Genomic DNA, 15,875 nt, shown 5'->3' with positions numbered 1-15,875 from the left:
TCCCTTTCGGGGTTCGCGGGGCGGGGGGGCCCCCGCCTGGTGGCGGGGACCGCCGCACCCGCGGCTCAGACGTTGGGCACCTTGAGCTTGTCCCAACTGGTCTTGCCCGGGACGCCGTCCGCGTCGCTGCCCGAGTAGCCCAGCTTGCGCTGCCACGCGGCGTACGACTTGCGGTCGGCCTCGGACCAGTCCGGGCCGGGGCCGACCTCGTACCGTCCGCAGCCCTCGGCCACCAGTCTCTTTCCCATCGCCGTGATGACGGCGCTGCGCCGGCCGGCCCGGAAGTACGCGGATCCGGGGAACGGCTCGTACCTCGCCGGGGGTTTGGGGGCGGGTGGCTTCGACGGGCCGTCCGGTTTGCCCGCGAGGCGCGTCTTGACCCTGGAGCGCATCGAGTCCATCGTGAACCCGCGCGGATCGATCTTCCCCGGCTGCCACTCCTTGTGGCCGATCACCGAGCGCTGGTTCCAGCCGTGCGCCCGGCAGATCGCGGCGGCGGCCTTCTCGACGGCCTCCAGCTGGGCGGCCGGCCACGGGTCCTTGCCGTCACCGAGGTTGATGCACTCGAAGCCGTAGAAGTGACGGTTGCCGTCGGTGTTGGCCTCGTTGTCGGCGGGCAGGGACGTTTCGTTGATCACCGCGCGCAGGACGTCGTCGTCGCCGAGTCCGGCGTGGTTGGCACGGCCGTGGCCCACCATGTGGACCGAGCCGTCCTTGGCGATCACCCCGTGGCACAGCGGGCCCGGAAGGCTGGAGTGGCCGTCGTAGCAGAGGTCCACGGAGCTCTGGGTGCCCGAGGTCACGGTGTGATGGATCATCACACCGTTGACAGGCCCCCAGGAGCCCTTGTGGTTACGGTTGTGCGTGCGCCAGCTCCGGTGCTCGACGACACGCAGACCCTCGTCCCGCAGGGCCTTGAGCAGTTTTTCGGCGGACAGAGGCGTTGCCATCGTGGTGCTCCTTTACCCAGGTGGTGCGTCAGTTCTCGGCCTGTCCCTGGTCGTCCTGCCCCACCGTCCGGCCGTCCGAACCGGCGGCGGCGTTCTCCGTGGCCTCGGCTTCCGCTTCGGCCTCCGCCTCGGCGGCCAGCGCCCGTTCGTCGGCCGCGGGGATGACGGCGGCCAGCGGCGCGAACGTCATCCGCAGGTCCGCGACCGACCCCTCCCCCAGGACCCAGGCAAGCGGTGCGTAGTGGACCCGGACGCCCTGCGGGGACCGCAGCAGCGGGCGGCGCGCCGCGTCGGACGGCCACTCGACCCCGCCGGTCACCGTCCGGGCCGGGACGGTCCAGAAGTCACCGGACCGGTAGGTCCGGCCCGGCTCGAAGTACACGAACACGCCGTCCTCCAGCGGCAGCCAGCCACCCTCCTCCAGCCGGACCGCCCCGCCCCGCAGCTTCGCCGCGGACTTCCGGGTGCGGGCGGCCCGCTGGTCCCAGCGCCGCAGGTAGGGGTGGAGCCCGGGGCGCCGCCCGACCGAGGGGTGGGGCTCGTCGGAGAGCCGTACCCGCCGTCCCGGCAGGTCGACCTCCTCGATCCGCAGCAGGGGCAGCGGCTCGCCCCGGCTGGTGTACCCGGTGTCCACGAACTCCACCTGGTCGCCGACGCCCAGACCGAGCTTGTCGTCGTTGCCGAGCGAGGCCAGCTCCACCCAGGTCCCGTCGATCCCGTCGACGGGGAGCGTCACGGAGCCGTTCTCCCGCGACCACTTGAAGGTGGCGTCGCCCGCCACGCCGCCCTCGTGGATCTCCACGCGGTACAGCTGGTTCTCCGGGCCCCGGTAGCGGGCGTCCGGCTCCACCAGGCAGGGATCGTCGTCCGCGTGCTCGGGCCGCTCGCTGCGCGCCGCCATCCGCGCCGTCGGCGCCTGCGCCGCCGCCCAGCGCGCGAACGCCTCGCGGACCTGGTCCTTGGTCGCCCCGTCCGCCAGTTCCAGCTGCGCGCCGGGGAGCGGCAGCACCTGCCACACGGTCTTGATCCGGGCCGCGGTGTCGGGTGTCGCCGACCCGAGCGCTACCTCGCGCAGCAGCGGGTCCTCGGCCGCCGTCACCGAGCGCTCCCACACCTTGAGGCAGACGAGGTAGGGGAACCGGGTGGGCAGCCGGTCGCCGGGGCGTTCCGGATCGCGGTAGCCGTCCGGCTGGTCCCAGTAGGTCCAGGTCGCCGGGGTCTCCGCGTCGTCGGTGGCGTCCTCCTCGGCCGGTACGCCGGGTTCGGGGCGGGTCGCGTCCAGCAGGATCCCGTCGACGTAGTAACGCCCGCCGCCGAGCGACAGGTCGTCGAGCTCCCGGCTGCCGCCCAGGAAGCCCACCTCGAATCCGGTCGCGCCGCGCGGGCCGCCGTGCTGCCCGATGAGGTCGGCGGCGGTGGTCCGGGCCAGGTGCAGCTGGATCGCGGCCTGTTCGTTGGCGTCGGCGTCCAGTTGGACTCGGCCCTGCTGGGTGAGGACCGCCGCGTAGCGCCGGTCGGGCCGGAAGGTGTCGCGGGAGAGATCTGCGTGCATGGGAAGGGGTCCCCCTCGGAAGTACGTCGTTCGGAAGAGATCGGGGCGGGCGGGGCGGGCGGGGCGGCCGGACGGCCGGACGGCTGGACGGTCAGGTCACGGTGAAGATCCCCGCGTCCGTACCGGCCGGGGTGTACTCGGCGAGCCTGGCCCGCAGGCTGTCCTCGCGCTGCGGTTCGTGGAGCCGGTGGAAGACCCCCATCTCGGAGCCGTCGTCGGCGCCTCGCCGGATCTGCCACGGCCCGCCGTCGGCGAGCCGCCCGTACGCCGGGGTGCCGTACCGCTCGCTGGTCAGCAACGGGCGTACGTCTGAGGCCTGTTCGGCGCCCACGAGATCCGGCTGGCAGCGGTGGCGGCTCGGGGTGCGGGACCCGGGCGGCACGTAGCAGTACCGCAGGCAGCCGATGCCTCGCCGGGCCACCCGCAGCTGCCCGGTGAAGACACTGTTCTCGGCGATCCGCACCGCATGGGTGTGGACCTCGCCGATGACCGTGGTGCGGTGCGCGTGCAGCACGGCGTGCGCGTGCCGGCAGTCCGGGGCGGAGAGCGCCGGGAGGTGGTGGCCGGTGGCGTCCAGGACGCTGTCGCGGATGTGGATGGGCAGGGGGTCGGTGCTCACCTCCTCGCCGATGACCTCGATGGTGCCGAGGATGCTGCGGTCGATGGACACACAGGCGGTGGTCCGGTCCAGGACCAGGCTCGGTTCCTCAGGGGAGTGCGGGTCGCAGTCGGTCTCCAGCGACCAGCCGGGCACCAGGGTGCAGTGCCGCAGCACGACCGCGCCGACGGGGCCGCTGACGTGCAGCCCGCGTCCGGTGACCAGCAGCCCGTCCAGGACGATCCGGGGCGCGTCGGCGTCCTCCTGCCCCTCCCGTCCACCCTCCTGCGCCCGGATGTTGAGCGCGTCGGGGCGGTTGCTGTACCAGTCGAGCAGCCGGATCACGGGGCGGCAGCCCTCGGCCGCCCGCAGTTCCAGCCGGTCGCCGCGGCCGAGGTCGAAGTCGAGCTGCTCCTGGTAGGCGCCGCTGTGGGTGATCTCGATGATGCCCTCGGCACCGCAGTGACCGGAACGCCGGTCGGTGCGCCACCGTTCGTAGGCGTCCATGATCCGCTGGTGGGCCTGGCCGGGGCCGACCCGGTAGATCCGGGCGGCGGGTGAGGTGACGCGGTCGCGCGGGTACTCACCGCCGCCGGTGTCGTCACCGAAGGCGTAGTGGTAGGTGACCCAGACCCCTTGTCTGGGTGCCGAGCGGGACCCGAAGGCGATCCGTCCCAGCACCGGGTCGACGGCCACCTGGCCGAGCCTGGGACGGTAGCGCCAGCCGGTCAGGTCCGCCACGACGATGTCCGACATCGGCACGGGCTCGTCCTGCCCGTCGCGCCAGACCGTGAAGCTCTTGCCCGGACCGTAGTGGTCGGCGAGCCGGTCCGCGAGCTGCCGCCTGCTGATGGAGGCGGGCACGTGGTCGACGGTCGCGAGGTGCGTGGCGGAGGGTTCCGGCACGGGCCGGGTCACCAGCGCGGTGTCGTTGCCCAGGATCGAGAACGTGTACAGGCTGCGGGCGCGGTCGACGCAGTACGCCGGTGCCCGGCTCACCCGGTAGGGCTTCAGCCGCCATACGAACAGCCCCACCCCGGCGGGCGAATGCCCGCCCCGACGTCGCGTCGAGGCGGCCCTGCGTACGTCGACCGACCGGGCCAGGGCGTCGAACGGGCCGCCCGCCAGGTCGAGTCGCGCCCCGTCGCGCACGTCGGCCAGCCGGCCCCGGCCGGCCCTGCGCACGTCGCCGGTTCCTGCCCCCGTCCCGTACAGCCTGACCGGCTGCTGGTGGGAGACCAGCCGGGAGAACTCCACGGCCCTGGCGGGCCATCCGGCGATCTCCTGGGCCAGCTCCTCCAACAGGGCGAGGGTGCCCTTGCGGCGGCGGTTGGCGACCGTGGCCGCCACGTCGCGGCGTGGGGCGAGTGCCTCGGCCAGCCGTGAGCGGGCCTCGTCCGTGGTGCCGCCCAGCCCGGCCGTCCGGACCCGCTCGTAGCCGGGCAGCGGCCGGTAGCCGACGAGGTCGCCGAGGTACGGCAGCACCCAGGGCGAGGCGGTCTCCACGAAGAGGTCCTCGTAGCTCTGGTCGACGCCGTCGCGCACCCGGTCGACCTGCTCGGCGATCACCGCGAGCAGGGCCCGCAGCGGCTCCCCGCCCTCCGCGTCCCGCAGCCGGTGCCACTGCGGGAGCAGCTCCGCGAGCCCGTCGGGTTCCCTGCTCATGCGACGCTCCCTTCCTGGGTGTTCATGCGGTGACCTCCGTGAGAGTCAGCGTGTCGGGGACGTCCGGTGACAGCAGGGCGAGCTGTGCGGGCCGGATCCCGCGGAAGACGCACACCGCGCGGCCCTTCGCCAGGCGGCGGGTGTCGGTGATGTCCGGGTTGAGGCGCAGCAGTTCGGCGAGGGCGATGCCGTACCGGGCGGCGACCGCGGTGAGTGTCTCGCCCTCCGGCGCGGTCACCCGGTGCACGTCCTCGTCGTAGGTGGCGAGCCGTGCCGGGACCGTGGTGCGCGGTTCGGCGAGCGCGTCCGCGAGGGCGGGCAGTCCCTCGGAGGTGAGGGACGCCGGCGCCCCGCCGAAGACGTCCACGTCCACGTGGTCGACGCCGGGCACGGTGTGCGCCGTCGCCAGCACGTCCGACAGACGGGCGGGGCTGCCCAGCTCGCGCCGGGAGCTGCCGAACCGGGTCAGCAGGGCCTGACGCAGTCTCGGTTCGACGATCCGCCAGCTGTGGTCGCGGGCCACCTTCACCTTCGCCGCGACGACGAGCAGCAGCAGTTCGCGCACCTGGACGCGGACGGGCAGCCGGGAGTCGCCGTACCGGGCGAGTGAGGAGCGCAGTGCGGTGAGCAGGTCGGAGTCGTCGGCGATCGGGACGTCCTGGGCCCCGGTCACGGTGACGTGCAGCACCTGCCGTCGGCCGTCGAAGAGCTCACGCGCCGCCGCCCGGCCGATCCCGGCCCGGGAGCGGGCGAAGTCCTCGTAGTCGGCGACCGACACCAGCCGGTCGAGGGCGGACACGGCGAGCGGGATCGCGGTCCGGGTCCGGCCGGGGCCGTCCGCGTCCGCGCCGCCCGTCGCGGGCTGCGGGTTGGTGACCCCGGTGACGCCCAGCGGCCGGGTCACGGCCTGGGTGACGCGGTCGGCGCGGACGTTGGCGGCCCGGCCGGTGCCGAAGCGGTAGCGTGCCCGGACGTTCTCGTGACCGGTGGGGAGCCGGGCGCCGTGCACGCCGTCGCCGAAGGTGACCGTGGTCCGGCCGCCCGCGGCGCCGAGGACGTAGACCCGCTCTCGGGGTCCGCGCCCGGCGAGGCTGTCGACCCGGTGCCAGAGCAGGCCGTCGACGCGTACGTCCAGGGCCGGGGTCGCGCCCTGAGGGTTGTCGGCGGGCAGCCAGGTCAGGGGCGCCTGCCAGAGCGCGAACGTCTGGTTGGCGAGGTCCGCGTCGCCGTTGCCGATCGGTTCGTCCCGGCTCTCGCCGTGCCCCGCCGCCACGACGTTGCCCCGTACGCGCACGGTGGCGCGCCGGTAGCGGTGGGCGAGGTCCGTCGTCAGGGTCAGCCGCGTGTGCACGTGGTCGCCGGGCAGCAGCGGGTCGAGGATCTGCTCGACGCCCGCGATCGTCACCAGTTCGGTGGCGGGCGCGGCGGTGACGTCGGTGCGCTCCCCGGACACGATCAGCCGCCGGCCGGGGCGCAGCCCGTCGTACAGCTCGGCCAGTTCGAGCTCGTTGCCGTGGACGTCCTCGCCGAGCGGTTCGTCGGCGAGCCTCAGGGCCTGCCCGCCCGCGTGCACGGTGGCGTCGCGGATGGTGGAGAGCAGGACGTCGTGTTCGTCGAGCCAGGGATCGGCCAGGGTCAGTTCCGTACCGCGGCCGGTGATGCCGAAGTCGGTGTACACGGCGGTGCGCACGGAGGTGACCCTGGTGGTGACGGAGCTGAGCGCCGCGTCGCCGGGGATGCCGTCCGGCCCTTCCGCGCCCTTGCGGGGGCGCTCGACGACGACCCAGCTGCCGGGTGTGACCGAGTCCTGCACCGAGTCCAGGGCGATGACCCGCCGGTTCGCGGGCTCGGGCACGGTGGCGACGCCGACGACCACGTTGGCCGGTTCACTGCCGACCGTGTAGCGCACGGTCAGCTCGTAGCCCTCGTGCCTGATCTGCTGGTGGTCGCCGGGCGCCAGACGCCAGCTGCGCGGCTCGCCGTTGTGCACGGCGACATGGACACGGCCGTCGTCCGCGGGCCGGGACACGAACAGGGTCCGCTCGGGCAGCCCGTCGAGGAACTGGGCGGTGACGCCGGGTTCCTGGGAGTCGGCGGGGCGCCTGCTCAGCCAGCTCAGATCATGGTCCTGCGCGGTCCTGGTCATCACGGCGACCCGGCCGGGGCCGAGATCGAACGTCGCCTCCGACGGCAGGTTCTCCGAGTGCTGGACGGACGACCCCGTCTCGGTGTGCTGGAACTCGGCGCGCACGGGGACCTTGCCCGCCGTGTCGAACACCACCCGCATCGTGGTGAGGGACGAGCCGGTGAGCGGCCAGTCGGCCTGCCTGATCACCCGCCCCCGCTCGTCCTGCACGGGCCGCAGCGGCGCCGTCGCCCCGAACGGGGCGGCCGTGACCCGCATCGCCTGCACCTCGTGCAGGAGGGGCGGCGCGGTGGGCGCGGACCGCCGCCACGCCGGGTACATCCCGTCGGCGATCCGAGGGTCGAGCGCCGCCAGCAGCCGCGCGCCCAGATCGGGCCCCGGAGTCAGCCCGGAGGACCGGCCCGGCCCGCCGCGGGACGGGCGTACGACCTCGCTGCGCAGGGCGGGGAGCACCGCGCCGAGTGCCCGCAGCGCCGCGGACGCCGGTGCGGCGGCACGCAGCGCGTCCGGCGCCGGGCGGGAGGGCTCCAGGTCCGCCGCCTGCGCGATCACTTCACCGACCATCGCCTCCAACTGCTCGAACCACGCGGTGACATCGGCGTGCTCCCGGGAGACCGCCTGCGCCTCCGCCAGCCGTTCGTGGGGCTCCGCCAGGCGTGCCGCGAGGGCGGCCGGTGAGGTGACGGAGTCCAGAGCGGCCCGCAGCGGGGCGAGCACCTGGGCGTCGAAGTCGGCGATGAACCGGCTGACCGGACGTGGGTTGGGGTTGTCGGGCGTGGGTTCGCCGTCCTCGACCGCCCGTTCGTCCTCGGTGATCCACTCGCGCAGCAGCTCCACGAGCTCGCCCAGTGACGGTGGGGCGGACTGCTGGAGCCCGATCCCCGTCACGTCGTCCTCGCGGTCGACACGGACCCGGGCCACGGTGCGGAGCAGCCGCCGGCCCGGAGTGCCGTCGCCTTCCTGGCCCTTGAGGACGAACAGCAGCCGGTCCCCGGTCCGCACAGCGGTCGTGGTGCCCGCCACGAGGACTTCGGAGCGCCGGGTCAGGTCCTCCTCGGTGAGCAGCGCGGGCCTGCGCCGGCGTACGGCCAGCTCGTTCCACGAGGCGCGGGCGACGAGGTCGGTCTCCGTCTCGAAGACCTGCGACTCCTCCTCGGAGGTGAGCGGGACGCTGTTGCTGCGTGCCCCGCGCTCCACGGTCACCTCCACGTCCACGCCTCGCGGGTCCCTGTCCAGGGTGTACGCGAGGTGCGTGTCGGCGGCGATGCCCGGCCTCGGGCGGTGTCCCACCAGGCGGCCGAGGAGTGCCAGGGAGCGGTGCTCGTTCGCGGTGCGGAGGTACGCCTCGTCCATGATCCGTTCGGAGTGGAACGTCAGCAGGTCGCCCACGACGGCCCAGGAGTCCAGCAGCCCGATCGCCGGATCGTCCGGGGTGCGGACCGTCAGTCCCCGTAGCACCGGATAGGCCGGGGAGGCGAGCCGGTCCACCATGGCCGCCAGGAACGATCCGTGGTCCCCGACCCGGTAGTCCAGGGCGGTGCGCCCCGGCGGGTTGTACAGGGCCTCGGGGGCCCGGCGTTCGTCATGTCCACCGCAGCCGCAGCCGCAGTCGCCCGCGCCGCTCATCGGCCACCTCCGGCGAGTTCGATGGTCAGCCGCCCGTTGTCGGGGCGGTCCGGGTCGTTGTCGCAGCGCGCGATCTCCAGCGCGCCGAGCCGCAGCACTCCTGTCTCCAGGGCCGTGCCCTCTCCGGCTTCGTCGAAGAGCCGGCGCAGCCGTGTCACCGTGACGCCCTCGACGCCCCGCACTCCGGCCGCGGCGGCCACCAGGCGGCTGAGCCGCACGGGTTCGCCGAACACCAGGGCGTCGGGATGGAAGAAGCCGAGCCGCCCGTCGAGCAGTCGTCCACGGCCCAGCAGCCGGTACAGCTCGGCCAGGATCTGCCCGTGCTGATGTCCTGGGGCCGCGCACACCGACAGGGCGATGTCCAGCGGCACGTTGCTCGCGGGGCCGACCACCAGGTCGTGTCCGATCCGCCGGTAGCGCTCCAGCGCGTACGCGACCGAGTCGAGCAGCTCGGGCTCCGGGTCACCGGCTCCCAGGGGGTCGACGGCGACATGGACCTCCTGCACGCTGCCCGTCCAGCGGATCTCCGCCGCCGCCCGCTGCACGCCCGGCAGCGCGGAGGCCAGTGCCGCGTAGTCCTCTGCGGTCACCGCGCGCTGGATGGTGCGCTTCAGATCGAGCGGGGCCAACTGCCGTACCTGCTCCAGTGGTTCGGGCTCCGTGCCGCCGACCGCCGGCAGCGGGTTGCGTACCCCCGCGACGGGCGGCGGCACCGCGGCGCCCTCCGTCCCGGGGTCGCGGTGCAGGACCAGATGGTTGACGGCCTCCGCGCCGACGTTGCCGGCCGTGCCGCCACCGAGCCGGTAACGCAGCTCCAGCCGGGCCCCCGGCCGGGGCCGGGCCCCGTGGCGCCCGTCGCCGAAGCGCAGCGCGATCCGCCCGTCGTCCTCCAGCTCCCCGACGAAGGCCCGGTCACGGTGACCGGCGGCGAGCAGGTCCCGTCGTGCGGTCCACTCCTCGTCGCCGTCCACGACCGTCACCCGCGGCAGCGCGGCCCTCGGGTCCTGGACAAGGGCGGCGGCCGGGCCCCGGAGCACCGGCTCGTCCGGATGCAGCCCTGCCGCGTGTCCGGGCCCCCAGGTCCGGGCGATCTCCCAGGCGATGCCGGCGTCGAGCACCGCTCCCGCCCGGGCCCTCGCCGTCAGGACCTGGAGCCTGCGCAGCTTCGGTGCCAGCAGCCGGTCGGCCCGGTGCAGCAGTTCACGCAGGGCGCGTACCGGGTGGACGTGCAGTTCCAGGTGCTCCAGCGCCCGCAGCCCGAACAGCACGGTGAGCTCGTCGATCTCCGCCTCGGTCAGCCCGTCACGGTCACGCGCGCTGCGCCACAGCTCCACCAGCCTCTCCCGGACCCGGCCGGGCACGGCGGCCAGCCGGTCGGCCTGCCCTGCCGAGACGTGCTCCGGCAGCGGGAAGGGTGCCGCCTGGACCACGGGTGAGCGCTGGAGCACCGGACGGAACCTCGGCCTGATGCCGGGATAAACCACCTGCGCGAGGAGCGTGGCCAGCGCCTCGGCCTGCTCGTACGCCGTTCCCGGTACGACCTTCTCGCGCCGGCGGCCGGCGAGCTCCAGGCCGATCCCGGCGCGCGTCACCTGGTCGTCGCCGACCCGCTCGGACAGCTCCCGCACCTGTGCGGCGGTGAGCAGCCGTCCGCCCCGGGTCTGCTCCAGCCGTTCCGCCAGGAGCCGGGCCGTCGCATTGCCCGCGTCGGCGTCCGCACAGCCGAACGCGGCCGGTTCGCAGGAACCGGGCACGGCGGGCTCCGGGGGTACGTCGACCGTCTCGGGCCGCGCTCCGCCGAACGTCAGCGACCTGCCGTGGTCGACGAGGACCACGTTGCCGCGGGCGACGCTCACGTCCGCCACCGGCGCGCAGTCCGGCCCGCCGCGCGTCGACAGGCACACGGGGAAGGTGAGCGCGTCCTGGCGGGCCCAGGTGATCTCCAGCACCGGCCGGCCGGCCAGTTCGTCCATGCCGGGGGTGACCGAGGTGAGCCGTACCGCCTGGCGGTGCGCGGGGTCCGCGTCGCCCGGAGTGCCCGAACGGGCTCCGCGCACTTCCTCGAACACCAGCAGGTCGCCGGGGGCCAGGGCCAGTGAGCGCTCCGTGCACTTCTTGTCGGTCCACGCGTCCCGCAGCGTCGCGGAGACCGCGCCCTTCGGCAGGGCGCACACCTCGTCGCCCCAGGTCCAGAAGCGGATGGTGTTGTGCGCCGGGCGCAGATCGGCCGGTTCGGCGTCCACCACCGGCTCGAACACCTCCACCGCGCCGCGCTCTGCCAGCACCGCCAGCTCACCGTCGTCGAGGACGGTGCCGGTCTCGGGCCGGTCGCGGAGCCCCGGCGTGCGGACGTCGACGGCGGCGAAGCGGAACGTCCCCGGGAGCAGCGTCAGCCGCTTCGTCACCTCGACGGTGACCAGGGCCCTGGCATTGCATCCGTCGTGCATCGGGTAGTCGATCAGCCGGACGTGCCGGCGCACCGACACCCTTCTGCGGGCGGTGTCGAGGTACGCCTCCGTCGCGACCGCGTCCTGGTGGTAGCTGATCCGGTCGGCCGTGTGGGCCAGCAACTCGACGAGGGTGACGCCGAGGTCGGCGGGGTTGCGCTCGACCCAGTCGGGTGTGGTCAGCGCGAGCCGGTCGAGGATCAGGCGGCGTACGGAGTCGTAGTCGCGCGCCGTGTAGTCGATGACGGGTGCCTCGGCCCGGGGGCCGGGGTCGCCGCCCGCCGGGTCCTCCGCGCAGTCGAAGGGCGTGGAGCAGTCCGTCCGGAACGCGAACTCCGCTCGGTGGTACCGCTGGTCGAAGCCGGGGAACGGTTCCGTGCCCGGCCGTCCGTACGGATCGGTCTCCACCACCGACAGCCGGTAGCGCGAGGTGTCCCCGGTGCGGTCGACGGTCACGAGCAGCCGGTCGTCGAGCTCCGGGTCCTCCTCCCGCTCCACGGTCACCTCGACCGCCTCGATGCCCGTGACGCGGCGGCCGCCGTCGACGCGGATGTTCTCCGGGCACAGCCCGTGCGGGGCCTTGCCGAGGAACGTCACCGTGAGCGTCAGCCCGTCGTCGCCGACCTCCACCGCGTCCACGCCGTGGAGCCGTGCCGCGCGCACCTTGCCACGCCTGCCGTCCGTCCGGCAGGCCATCTCCCTGCCCGTGCCGCTCATGCGGGCCCGCTCCCTTCGAAGACCTCGTCGCGCCGGCTCCCGGTGGAGCGCACCACGTAGCGCAGGTGGACCCGGACGACGTTCTCCTCGCTCACCACGTCCAGGGATTCCACATCGATCAGCTCACCCAGCCAGCGCTGCAGCGAGGCCTGCACGGACAGCTCCATGGCCGAGGCCAGCTCGGGGCTGTTGGGCGTGAACACCAGGTCCAGCAGCCCGCAGCCGAAGTCGGGACGCATCAGCCGTTCGCCGGGGCTGGTGAACAGCAACTGCTCGACCAGGTCCCGCACGTGCTCGTCGTACCGGGCGTGCGCCGTCCTGCCGCGCCGGTCGCTGCGGAACGGGAACGCGATGTCGCCGCGTACGGTCCTCATCGGCAGGTCGCCCCCCGCCGGGCCGCGTCGACGACCGGTGGCCCCTGCGGCACCTGCGCCGCGCTGAAGCACTGCGCCGCGGTCGTGTGCAGCAGGACGGGTACGCCGTCGAGCCGCACTCCGCCTGGCTGCGGGCTCCACCGGACGCCGGTGCACGGGTGCGGCACCCCGTCGACGGTGTGCGGGCACCCGGTCACCACGAAGGCGTCGGAGGCGGTGTGCGCGGGCAGCCCGTCCAGGCGCACGGCCGCGTGCGCGTTCGCGGCGGAGGCCGCCCGGCCGCCGTGCGGGCAGTGAAGGGTCGCGGCGGCGCTGACGATGGTCCCTGAAGTGGTGGACAAGTGCTCTCTCCCCGTTGTCTGTTACGGCTTCACTGCTTCTTCGCCACGGTCAGCCGGCCGTCGTTGATGTCGACCTCGCCGCCGGTCAGCACGATCGAGGCGCCCTGACCGTCGGCGATCGTCACGCCCTTCTCGTCGACCTGGATGTACGCCCCGGTCGCGGCCTGGAGGCGGATGCCGCTGCCGCCGTCCGGCACGTCGCCCATGACGAACTTGTGCCGGTCGGAGGTCTGGATCACCACGTTCTGGTGGGCGGGTCCGCCGGTCAGCGCGTCGGGCGGGAGCTCGGACGTGTCGCCGTACCAACAACCCGTCCAGATAGGGAAGCTGACGTCTCCCTGCTCGAACTCCACCCACACTCCGGCCCCTTGGGCCGGGACGACGTACTGCCCCGACTGCGGTCCCGTGAACGGCAGGCAGGGCATGGCCCAGGTGGACGTCTCGTCACCGAGGACGTCCGGCACCTTGACGGTGACCCGGCCGATCCGCAGCGGGTCGTCGTTGGCCACGACCCGCCCCCGGAACTTGCCGAGAAACCGGTTGTTCGGTCCTGCAGCCATGCGTAGCTCTCCTGGTCCTGTTCCGTCTTCGCTGTCGGGGGCGTGGACGTGGGCGTGGGCGTCACGGTCGTACGGTGCCGCTCCTGGCGATGAGGCCCTCGCGTGAGAGCGTGAAGTTCTGCTGGTACGAGCCGGGCCTGAGGGTGTGGGTGACGGACTTGACGAAGTAGTCGCCGTCGTACGTCACCCCGGCGCCCCGGACCCCGACCAGTTCGCGCGGGCGCAGGATGTATCCGTGCCGGTTGACGTCGAGGGACCCGGACCCCGAGATGGCGTCGGCGGACAGCGCGGCCCGTGCCAGCAGTTCGGCCTGTGCCTGCGCCGAGTCCTTCTTCGCCGTGCCGGACAGCGTGCGGCGCTTGAGCGCGGGGGTGGCACGGCGGCCGAGCGGAGGGCGCAGCGGCCCGATGTCGGGCTGCGGCAGGAGCCGGCTGTCGCGGGTGGCAGGGTCCTGCACCCGGGCCTGCGGTTCCTCCCTGGCCGTCCCGTCGTACGCGAACGTCAGCTGGTCCACGGTCGAGTTGGCGTCCATGTTCACGTTGAGGGCGTGCTGCCGCTGCCCGATGCGGGCCTCGGGGCCCCAGACCGCTGTGGAGCGGCCGGGGCGGGGCCCGGGTTCGAGGTAGAACGTGTAGCCGTTGGCCCGGGCCAGGTCGTTGACGTAGCTCAGGTCGGTGCCCGACTGGTAGTCGACCCGCAGCTGTTCGCGGGGCGGCTGCTCGATCTGCTCCTGGAAGACACGGGCCTCGATGCCGTAGTCGGCGTACTTGGCGAGAATGCGGGCGACGCGTCCGGAGGGCCGCAGGTTCGGGTACCGGTCGGTGCGCTCCTCCAGGTCCATGAGGAGGGTCAGGTCCTCGCCGGTCAGCGTGAGGGTGGAGTGGCCCGGCTGATTGCTCGCTCCGACCTCCTGCCGCACGATGAGCCCGTCGAGCAGCACCTGGGGGGTCCCCTTCACACTCACGGAGAGGATCACCCGGGTCTTCGGGTCGAAGAACCCCTCGGGCAGCAGCCGGCGGGACAGCGCGCCCTGCTTGGTGAGGTCGAACGCCAGCTGGAAACCGCTGCGTTCGCCCGCGGTTGCGGTGATCTGGGCGGACAGCAGCGCCTCGGTGACCTCGGGCGGTACGGGCCGGGTCAGCCGGGGCCCCGACTGCAGCGTGATGTGGATGGGCCCGCTCCCCACGGGCTGATCAGGCATACCTTGCCCCCTGGAACCCGTCGGAGCCCGGGATCGTGAGGGTGCGGCCCGCCTCCTCGGTCAGCTCGTGCGGGTCCAGCACCGGGTTGGCGTCGGCGATCTGCCACCACTGACCAGGGTCACCGATGTACCGCTGCGCGAGCAGGTCCGGCCGGTCGCCGCTGCTGACGGTGTGCGGGACGCCCTCCTGCGCGGCCTCGCTCAGCGGGGGGAGCAACCGGCGTTTCGTGTACCGCACTTCGGTGCCGTCCGGCATCCGGTGCACGCCGATCTCGGCGTCGTGGTAGCGGCTGGAGCGCGGGTAGGGATGAGCGCCGGGTATGGCGTCCAGCGCGTTCTCGTACGGTTCGATCTCGGTCATCTCCCTCATCCCCTCCCCATGACGGTGGTGCCCCCGGCCAGCCCCAGCGAGACGAGTCCGCCACCGCCTCGCGCAGCCCTGGCGAGCTGTTCCTTCTGCGCGAGATGCGCCATGTACAGATCGGCCCCGCGGTGCCCGGCGGGCAGGTCACTGACGCTGAGCACCTTCATGCCGATGCTGAGGCTCGCCCGGATCGGATTGAGGTTCACGTCGAACGCCGACTCGTTGATGGACAGTTCGGTGAGCCGCACGGGCATGACGCGTTTGCTGCCCCAGGTGAAGAGGGTGAGCGGCATCTCGATCGGGCTGATCTCGATGGTCCCCTTCTTGGCGAGCCGGCTCGCCTCGCGCAGCTGGGCGGTGGTCGGGTGCACGAGCATTTCGAGGGCGGCCAGCTCGGGGTGAATGCCGTCGGGGGCGGCGACCTCGAACTGGTCGGTGGCGTCGATCTCGGCGGTGAACTTCCAGGTCTCCTGGGCAGGCCCTTTGAGCCGGAGGGCCTCGTTCCTGTCGCCGGACCCGCTGCCGCCTCCGCCGGAGTCACCTCCGGAGCCGGCGGACTGGGGCGCGAGGCTGCGTTCCAGGGTGTCGGGGTTGAACTGGAGGACGATGATGCGCTGGGGGGTGCCGCGTTCGGGGTCGACGACGACTATGCCGGAGCGGATGGGCTTGGGGATGTCTGCGTAGCGGGTCATCATCCACCTTCTCGGTGCGAACTCTGATCGGGTTCGTGCACAGCTTCTGCCCGAGCGGACATCACATCCAAAATCGTTTCCGCCTGCGCGCGTACGGATTCGGATGGATCATGCGTACGCACGTAGTCCATCAGCGGGATGAATTCCAGCCAATCGGTGAGCGACGCCGTAAGGAGAGCCACCCGGCGGACCAGGGGGTCCGGATCGTTCATGGACCAGCGGAACAACGCAAAGAGATGAGGGTCGAACGGGCCGGAACAGTAGACACCCAAAGCATGCAGAGCGTCCATGAGAGCGGAGCTGTCACGCGTCTCGTCGAAAACCTCCTGCAGAGATTCAGAACTATGGAAGTCGATCCTGGATTTCAATGAGCTGATCGCGGGATCGACGGCCGGCCCCTGGACCAGCAGATAGTCAACGCGAACAAGGTGATCCTCGATCCAGTGAATCACTGCACCGCGATCAGGCGAGAGCCAAGTGATTTCGAACGGGGTTCGCTCCCCTTTCTGCGTGGTTCGATGGTGAGTCCAGCCCAACTGCTTCGCCAGTTGCTCAATATCTGCACGACTCGTCACAGCCCGAGGAACGAGGCGGATTTTGCTCGACATGATGCCCTTCTGATGAATCTGAGTAATGTCGCAG

At 72.7% G+C, this 15,875-nt stretch carries 12 protein-coding genes; all 12 read right to left on the bottom strand.

Features of this window, described 5'->3' with window-relative positions; translation table 11 throughout:
• Positions 1–65: 65 nt before the first annotated feature.
• Positions 66–950 (bottom strand): peptidoglycan-binding protein, encoded by an 885-nt coding sequence (locus ABT001_RS30895; protein WP_351284391.1) that lies wholly within the window; start codon positions 948–950, stop codon positions 66–68.
• A gap of 28 nt (positions 951–978) precedes the next feature.
• Positions 979–2,502, bottom strand: a complete 1,524-nt coding sequence (locus tag ABT001_RS30890; protein WP_351284388.1) for a DUF6519 domain-containing protein — start codon at positions 2,500–2,502, stop codon at positions 979–981.
• Positions 2,503–2,593: 91 nt separating this feature from the next.
• Complete coding sequence (locus ABT001_RS30885; RefSeq protein WP_351284385.1) at positions 2,594–4,765, bottom strand: hypothetical protein; 2,172 nt, start codon at positions 4,763–4,765, stop codon at positions 2,594–2,596.
• Positions 4,766–4,787: 22 nt separating this feature from the next.
• A complete protein-coding gene (locus ABT001_RS30880) occupies positions 4,788–8,537 on the bottom strand; it encodes a putative baseplate assembly protein (RefSeq protein ID WP_351284382.1) in 3,750 nt (1,249 codons plus the stop codon).
• Positions 8,534–11,701 (bottom strand): putative baseplate assembly protein, encoded by a 3,168-nt coding sequence (locus ABT001_RS30875; RefSeq protein WP_351284379.1) that lies wholly within the window; start codon positions 11,699–11,701, stop codon positions 8,534–8,536. The genes ABT001_RS30880 and ABT001_RS30875 overlap by 4 nt, the downstream gene beginning before the upstream one ends.
• Positions 11,698–12,075, bottom strand: coding sequence for a GPW/gp25 family protein (locus ABT001_RS30870; protein WP_351284376.1), 378 nt, complete (start codon positions 12,073–12,075; stop codon positions 11,698–11,700). The genes ABT001_RS30875 and ABT001_RS30870 overlap by 4 nt, the downstream gene beginning before the upstream one ends.
• A complete protein-coding gene (locus tag ABT001_RS30865) occupies positions 12,072–12,416 on the bottom strand; it encodes a hypothetical protein (RefSeq protein ID WP_351284373.1) in 345 nt (114 codons plus the stop codon). The genes ABT001_RS30870 and ABT001_RS30865 overlap by 4 nt, the downstream gene beginning before the upstream one ends.
• Before the next feature lie 29 nt (positions 12,417–12,445).
• The gene (locus ABT001_RS30860) at positions 12,446–12,976 is read right to left on the bottom strand and encodes a phage baseplate assembly protein V (RefSeq protein WP_351284370.1); all 531 of its coding nucleotides are present in this window, start codon (positions 12,974–12,976) and stop codon (positions 12,446–12,448) included.
• A gap of 61 nt (positions 12,977–13,037) precedes the next feature.
• Positions 13,038–14,177: a hypothetical protein gene (locus ABT001_RS30855; protein WP_351284367.1), complete on the bottom strand. Its 1,140-nt coding sequence runs from the start codon at positions 14,175–14,177 to the stop codon at positions 13,038–13,040.
• Positions 14,170–14,538 carry a LysM peptidoglycan-binding domain-containing protein gene (locus ABT001_RS30850; protein ID WP_351284364.1) on the bottom strand — a complete coding sequence of 123 codons (369 nt, stop codon included), beginning with the start codon at positions 14,536–14,538 and terminating at the stop codon, positions 14,170–14,172. Before ABT001_RS30850 ends, ABT001_RS30855 begins: the two co-directional genes overlap by 8 nt.
• Before the next feature lie 5 nt (positions 14,539–14,543).
• Positions 14,544–15,233, bottom strand: coding sequence for a hypothetical protein (locus ABT001_RS30845; protein ID WP_351284361.1), 690 nt, complete (start codon positions 15,231–15,233; stop codon positions 14,544–14,546).
• Entirely contained in the window at positions 15,233–15,841 is a 609-nt protein-coding gene (locus ABT001_RS30840) for a hypothetical protein (protein WP_351284358.1), read from the bottom strand. Before ABT001_RS30840 ends, ABT001_RS30845 begins: the two co-directional genes overlap by 1 nt.
• Positions 15,842–15,875: the final 34 nt, after the last annotated feature.

The organism is Streptomyces sp. NPDC002793, assembly GCF_040295485.1.
Classification (GTDB): Bacteria; Actinomycetota; Actinomycetes; order Streptomycetales; family Streptomycetaceae; genus Streptomyces.
This window is presented reverse-complemented; position numbering and strand designations above follow the sequence as displayed.

What these genes read in the sequence shown, in the direction of transcription:
- ABT001_RS30895 (WP_351284391.1), bottom strand. Translation starts at nt 950, where the DNA reads ATGGCAACGCCTCTGTCCGCCGAAAAACTGCTCAAGGCCCTGCGGGAC.
- ABT001_RS30890 (WP_351284388.1), bottom strand. Translation starts at nt 2,502, where the DNA reads ATGCACGCAGATCTCTCCCGCGACACCTTCCGGCCCGACCGGCGCTAC.
- ABT001_RS30885 (WP_351284385.1), bottom strand. Translation starts at nt 4,765, where the DNA reads ATGAGCAGGGAACCCGACGGGCTCGCGGAGCTGCTCCCGCAGTGGCAC.
- ABT001_RS30880 (WP_351284382.1), bottom strand. Translation starts at nt 8,537, where the DNA reads ATGAGCGGCGCGGGCGACTGCGGCTGCGGCTGCGGTGGACATGACGAA.
- ABT001_RS30875 (WP_351284379.1), bottom strand. Translation starts at nt 11,701, where the DNA reads ATGAGCGGCACGGGCAGGGAGATGGCCTGCCGGACGGACGGCAGGCGT.
- ABT001_RS30870 (WP_351284376.1), bottom strand. Translation starts at nt 12,075, where the DNA reads ATGAGGACCGTACGCGGCGACATCGCGTTCCCGTTCCGCAGCGACCGG.
- ABT001_RS30860 (WP_351284370.1), bottom strand. Translation starts at nt 12,976, where the DNA reads ATGGCTGCAGGACCGAACAACCGGTTTCTCGGCAAGTTCCGGGGGCGG.
- ABT001_RS30855 (WP_351284367.1), bottom strand. Translation starts at nt 14,177, where the DNA reads ATGCCTGATCAGCCCGTGGGGAGCGGGCCCATCCACATCACGCTGCAG.
- ABT001_RS30850 (WP_351284364.1), bottom strand. Translation starts at nt 14,538, where the DNA reads ATGACCGAGATCGAACCGTACGAGAACGCGCTGGACGCCATACCCGGC.
- ABT001_RS30845 (WP_351284361.1), bottom strand. Translation starts at nt 15,233, where the DNA reads ATGACCCGCTACGCAGACATCCCCAAGCCCATCCGCTCCGGCATAGTC.
- ABT001_RS30840 (WP_351284358.1), bottom strand. Translation starts at nt 15,841, where the DNA reads ATGTCGAGCAAAATCCGCCTCGTTCCTCGGGCTGTGACGAGTCGTGCA.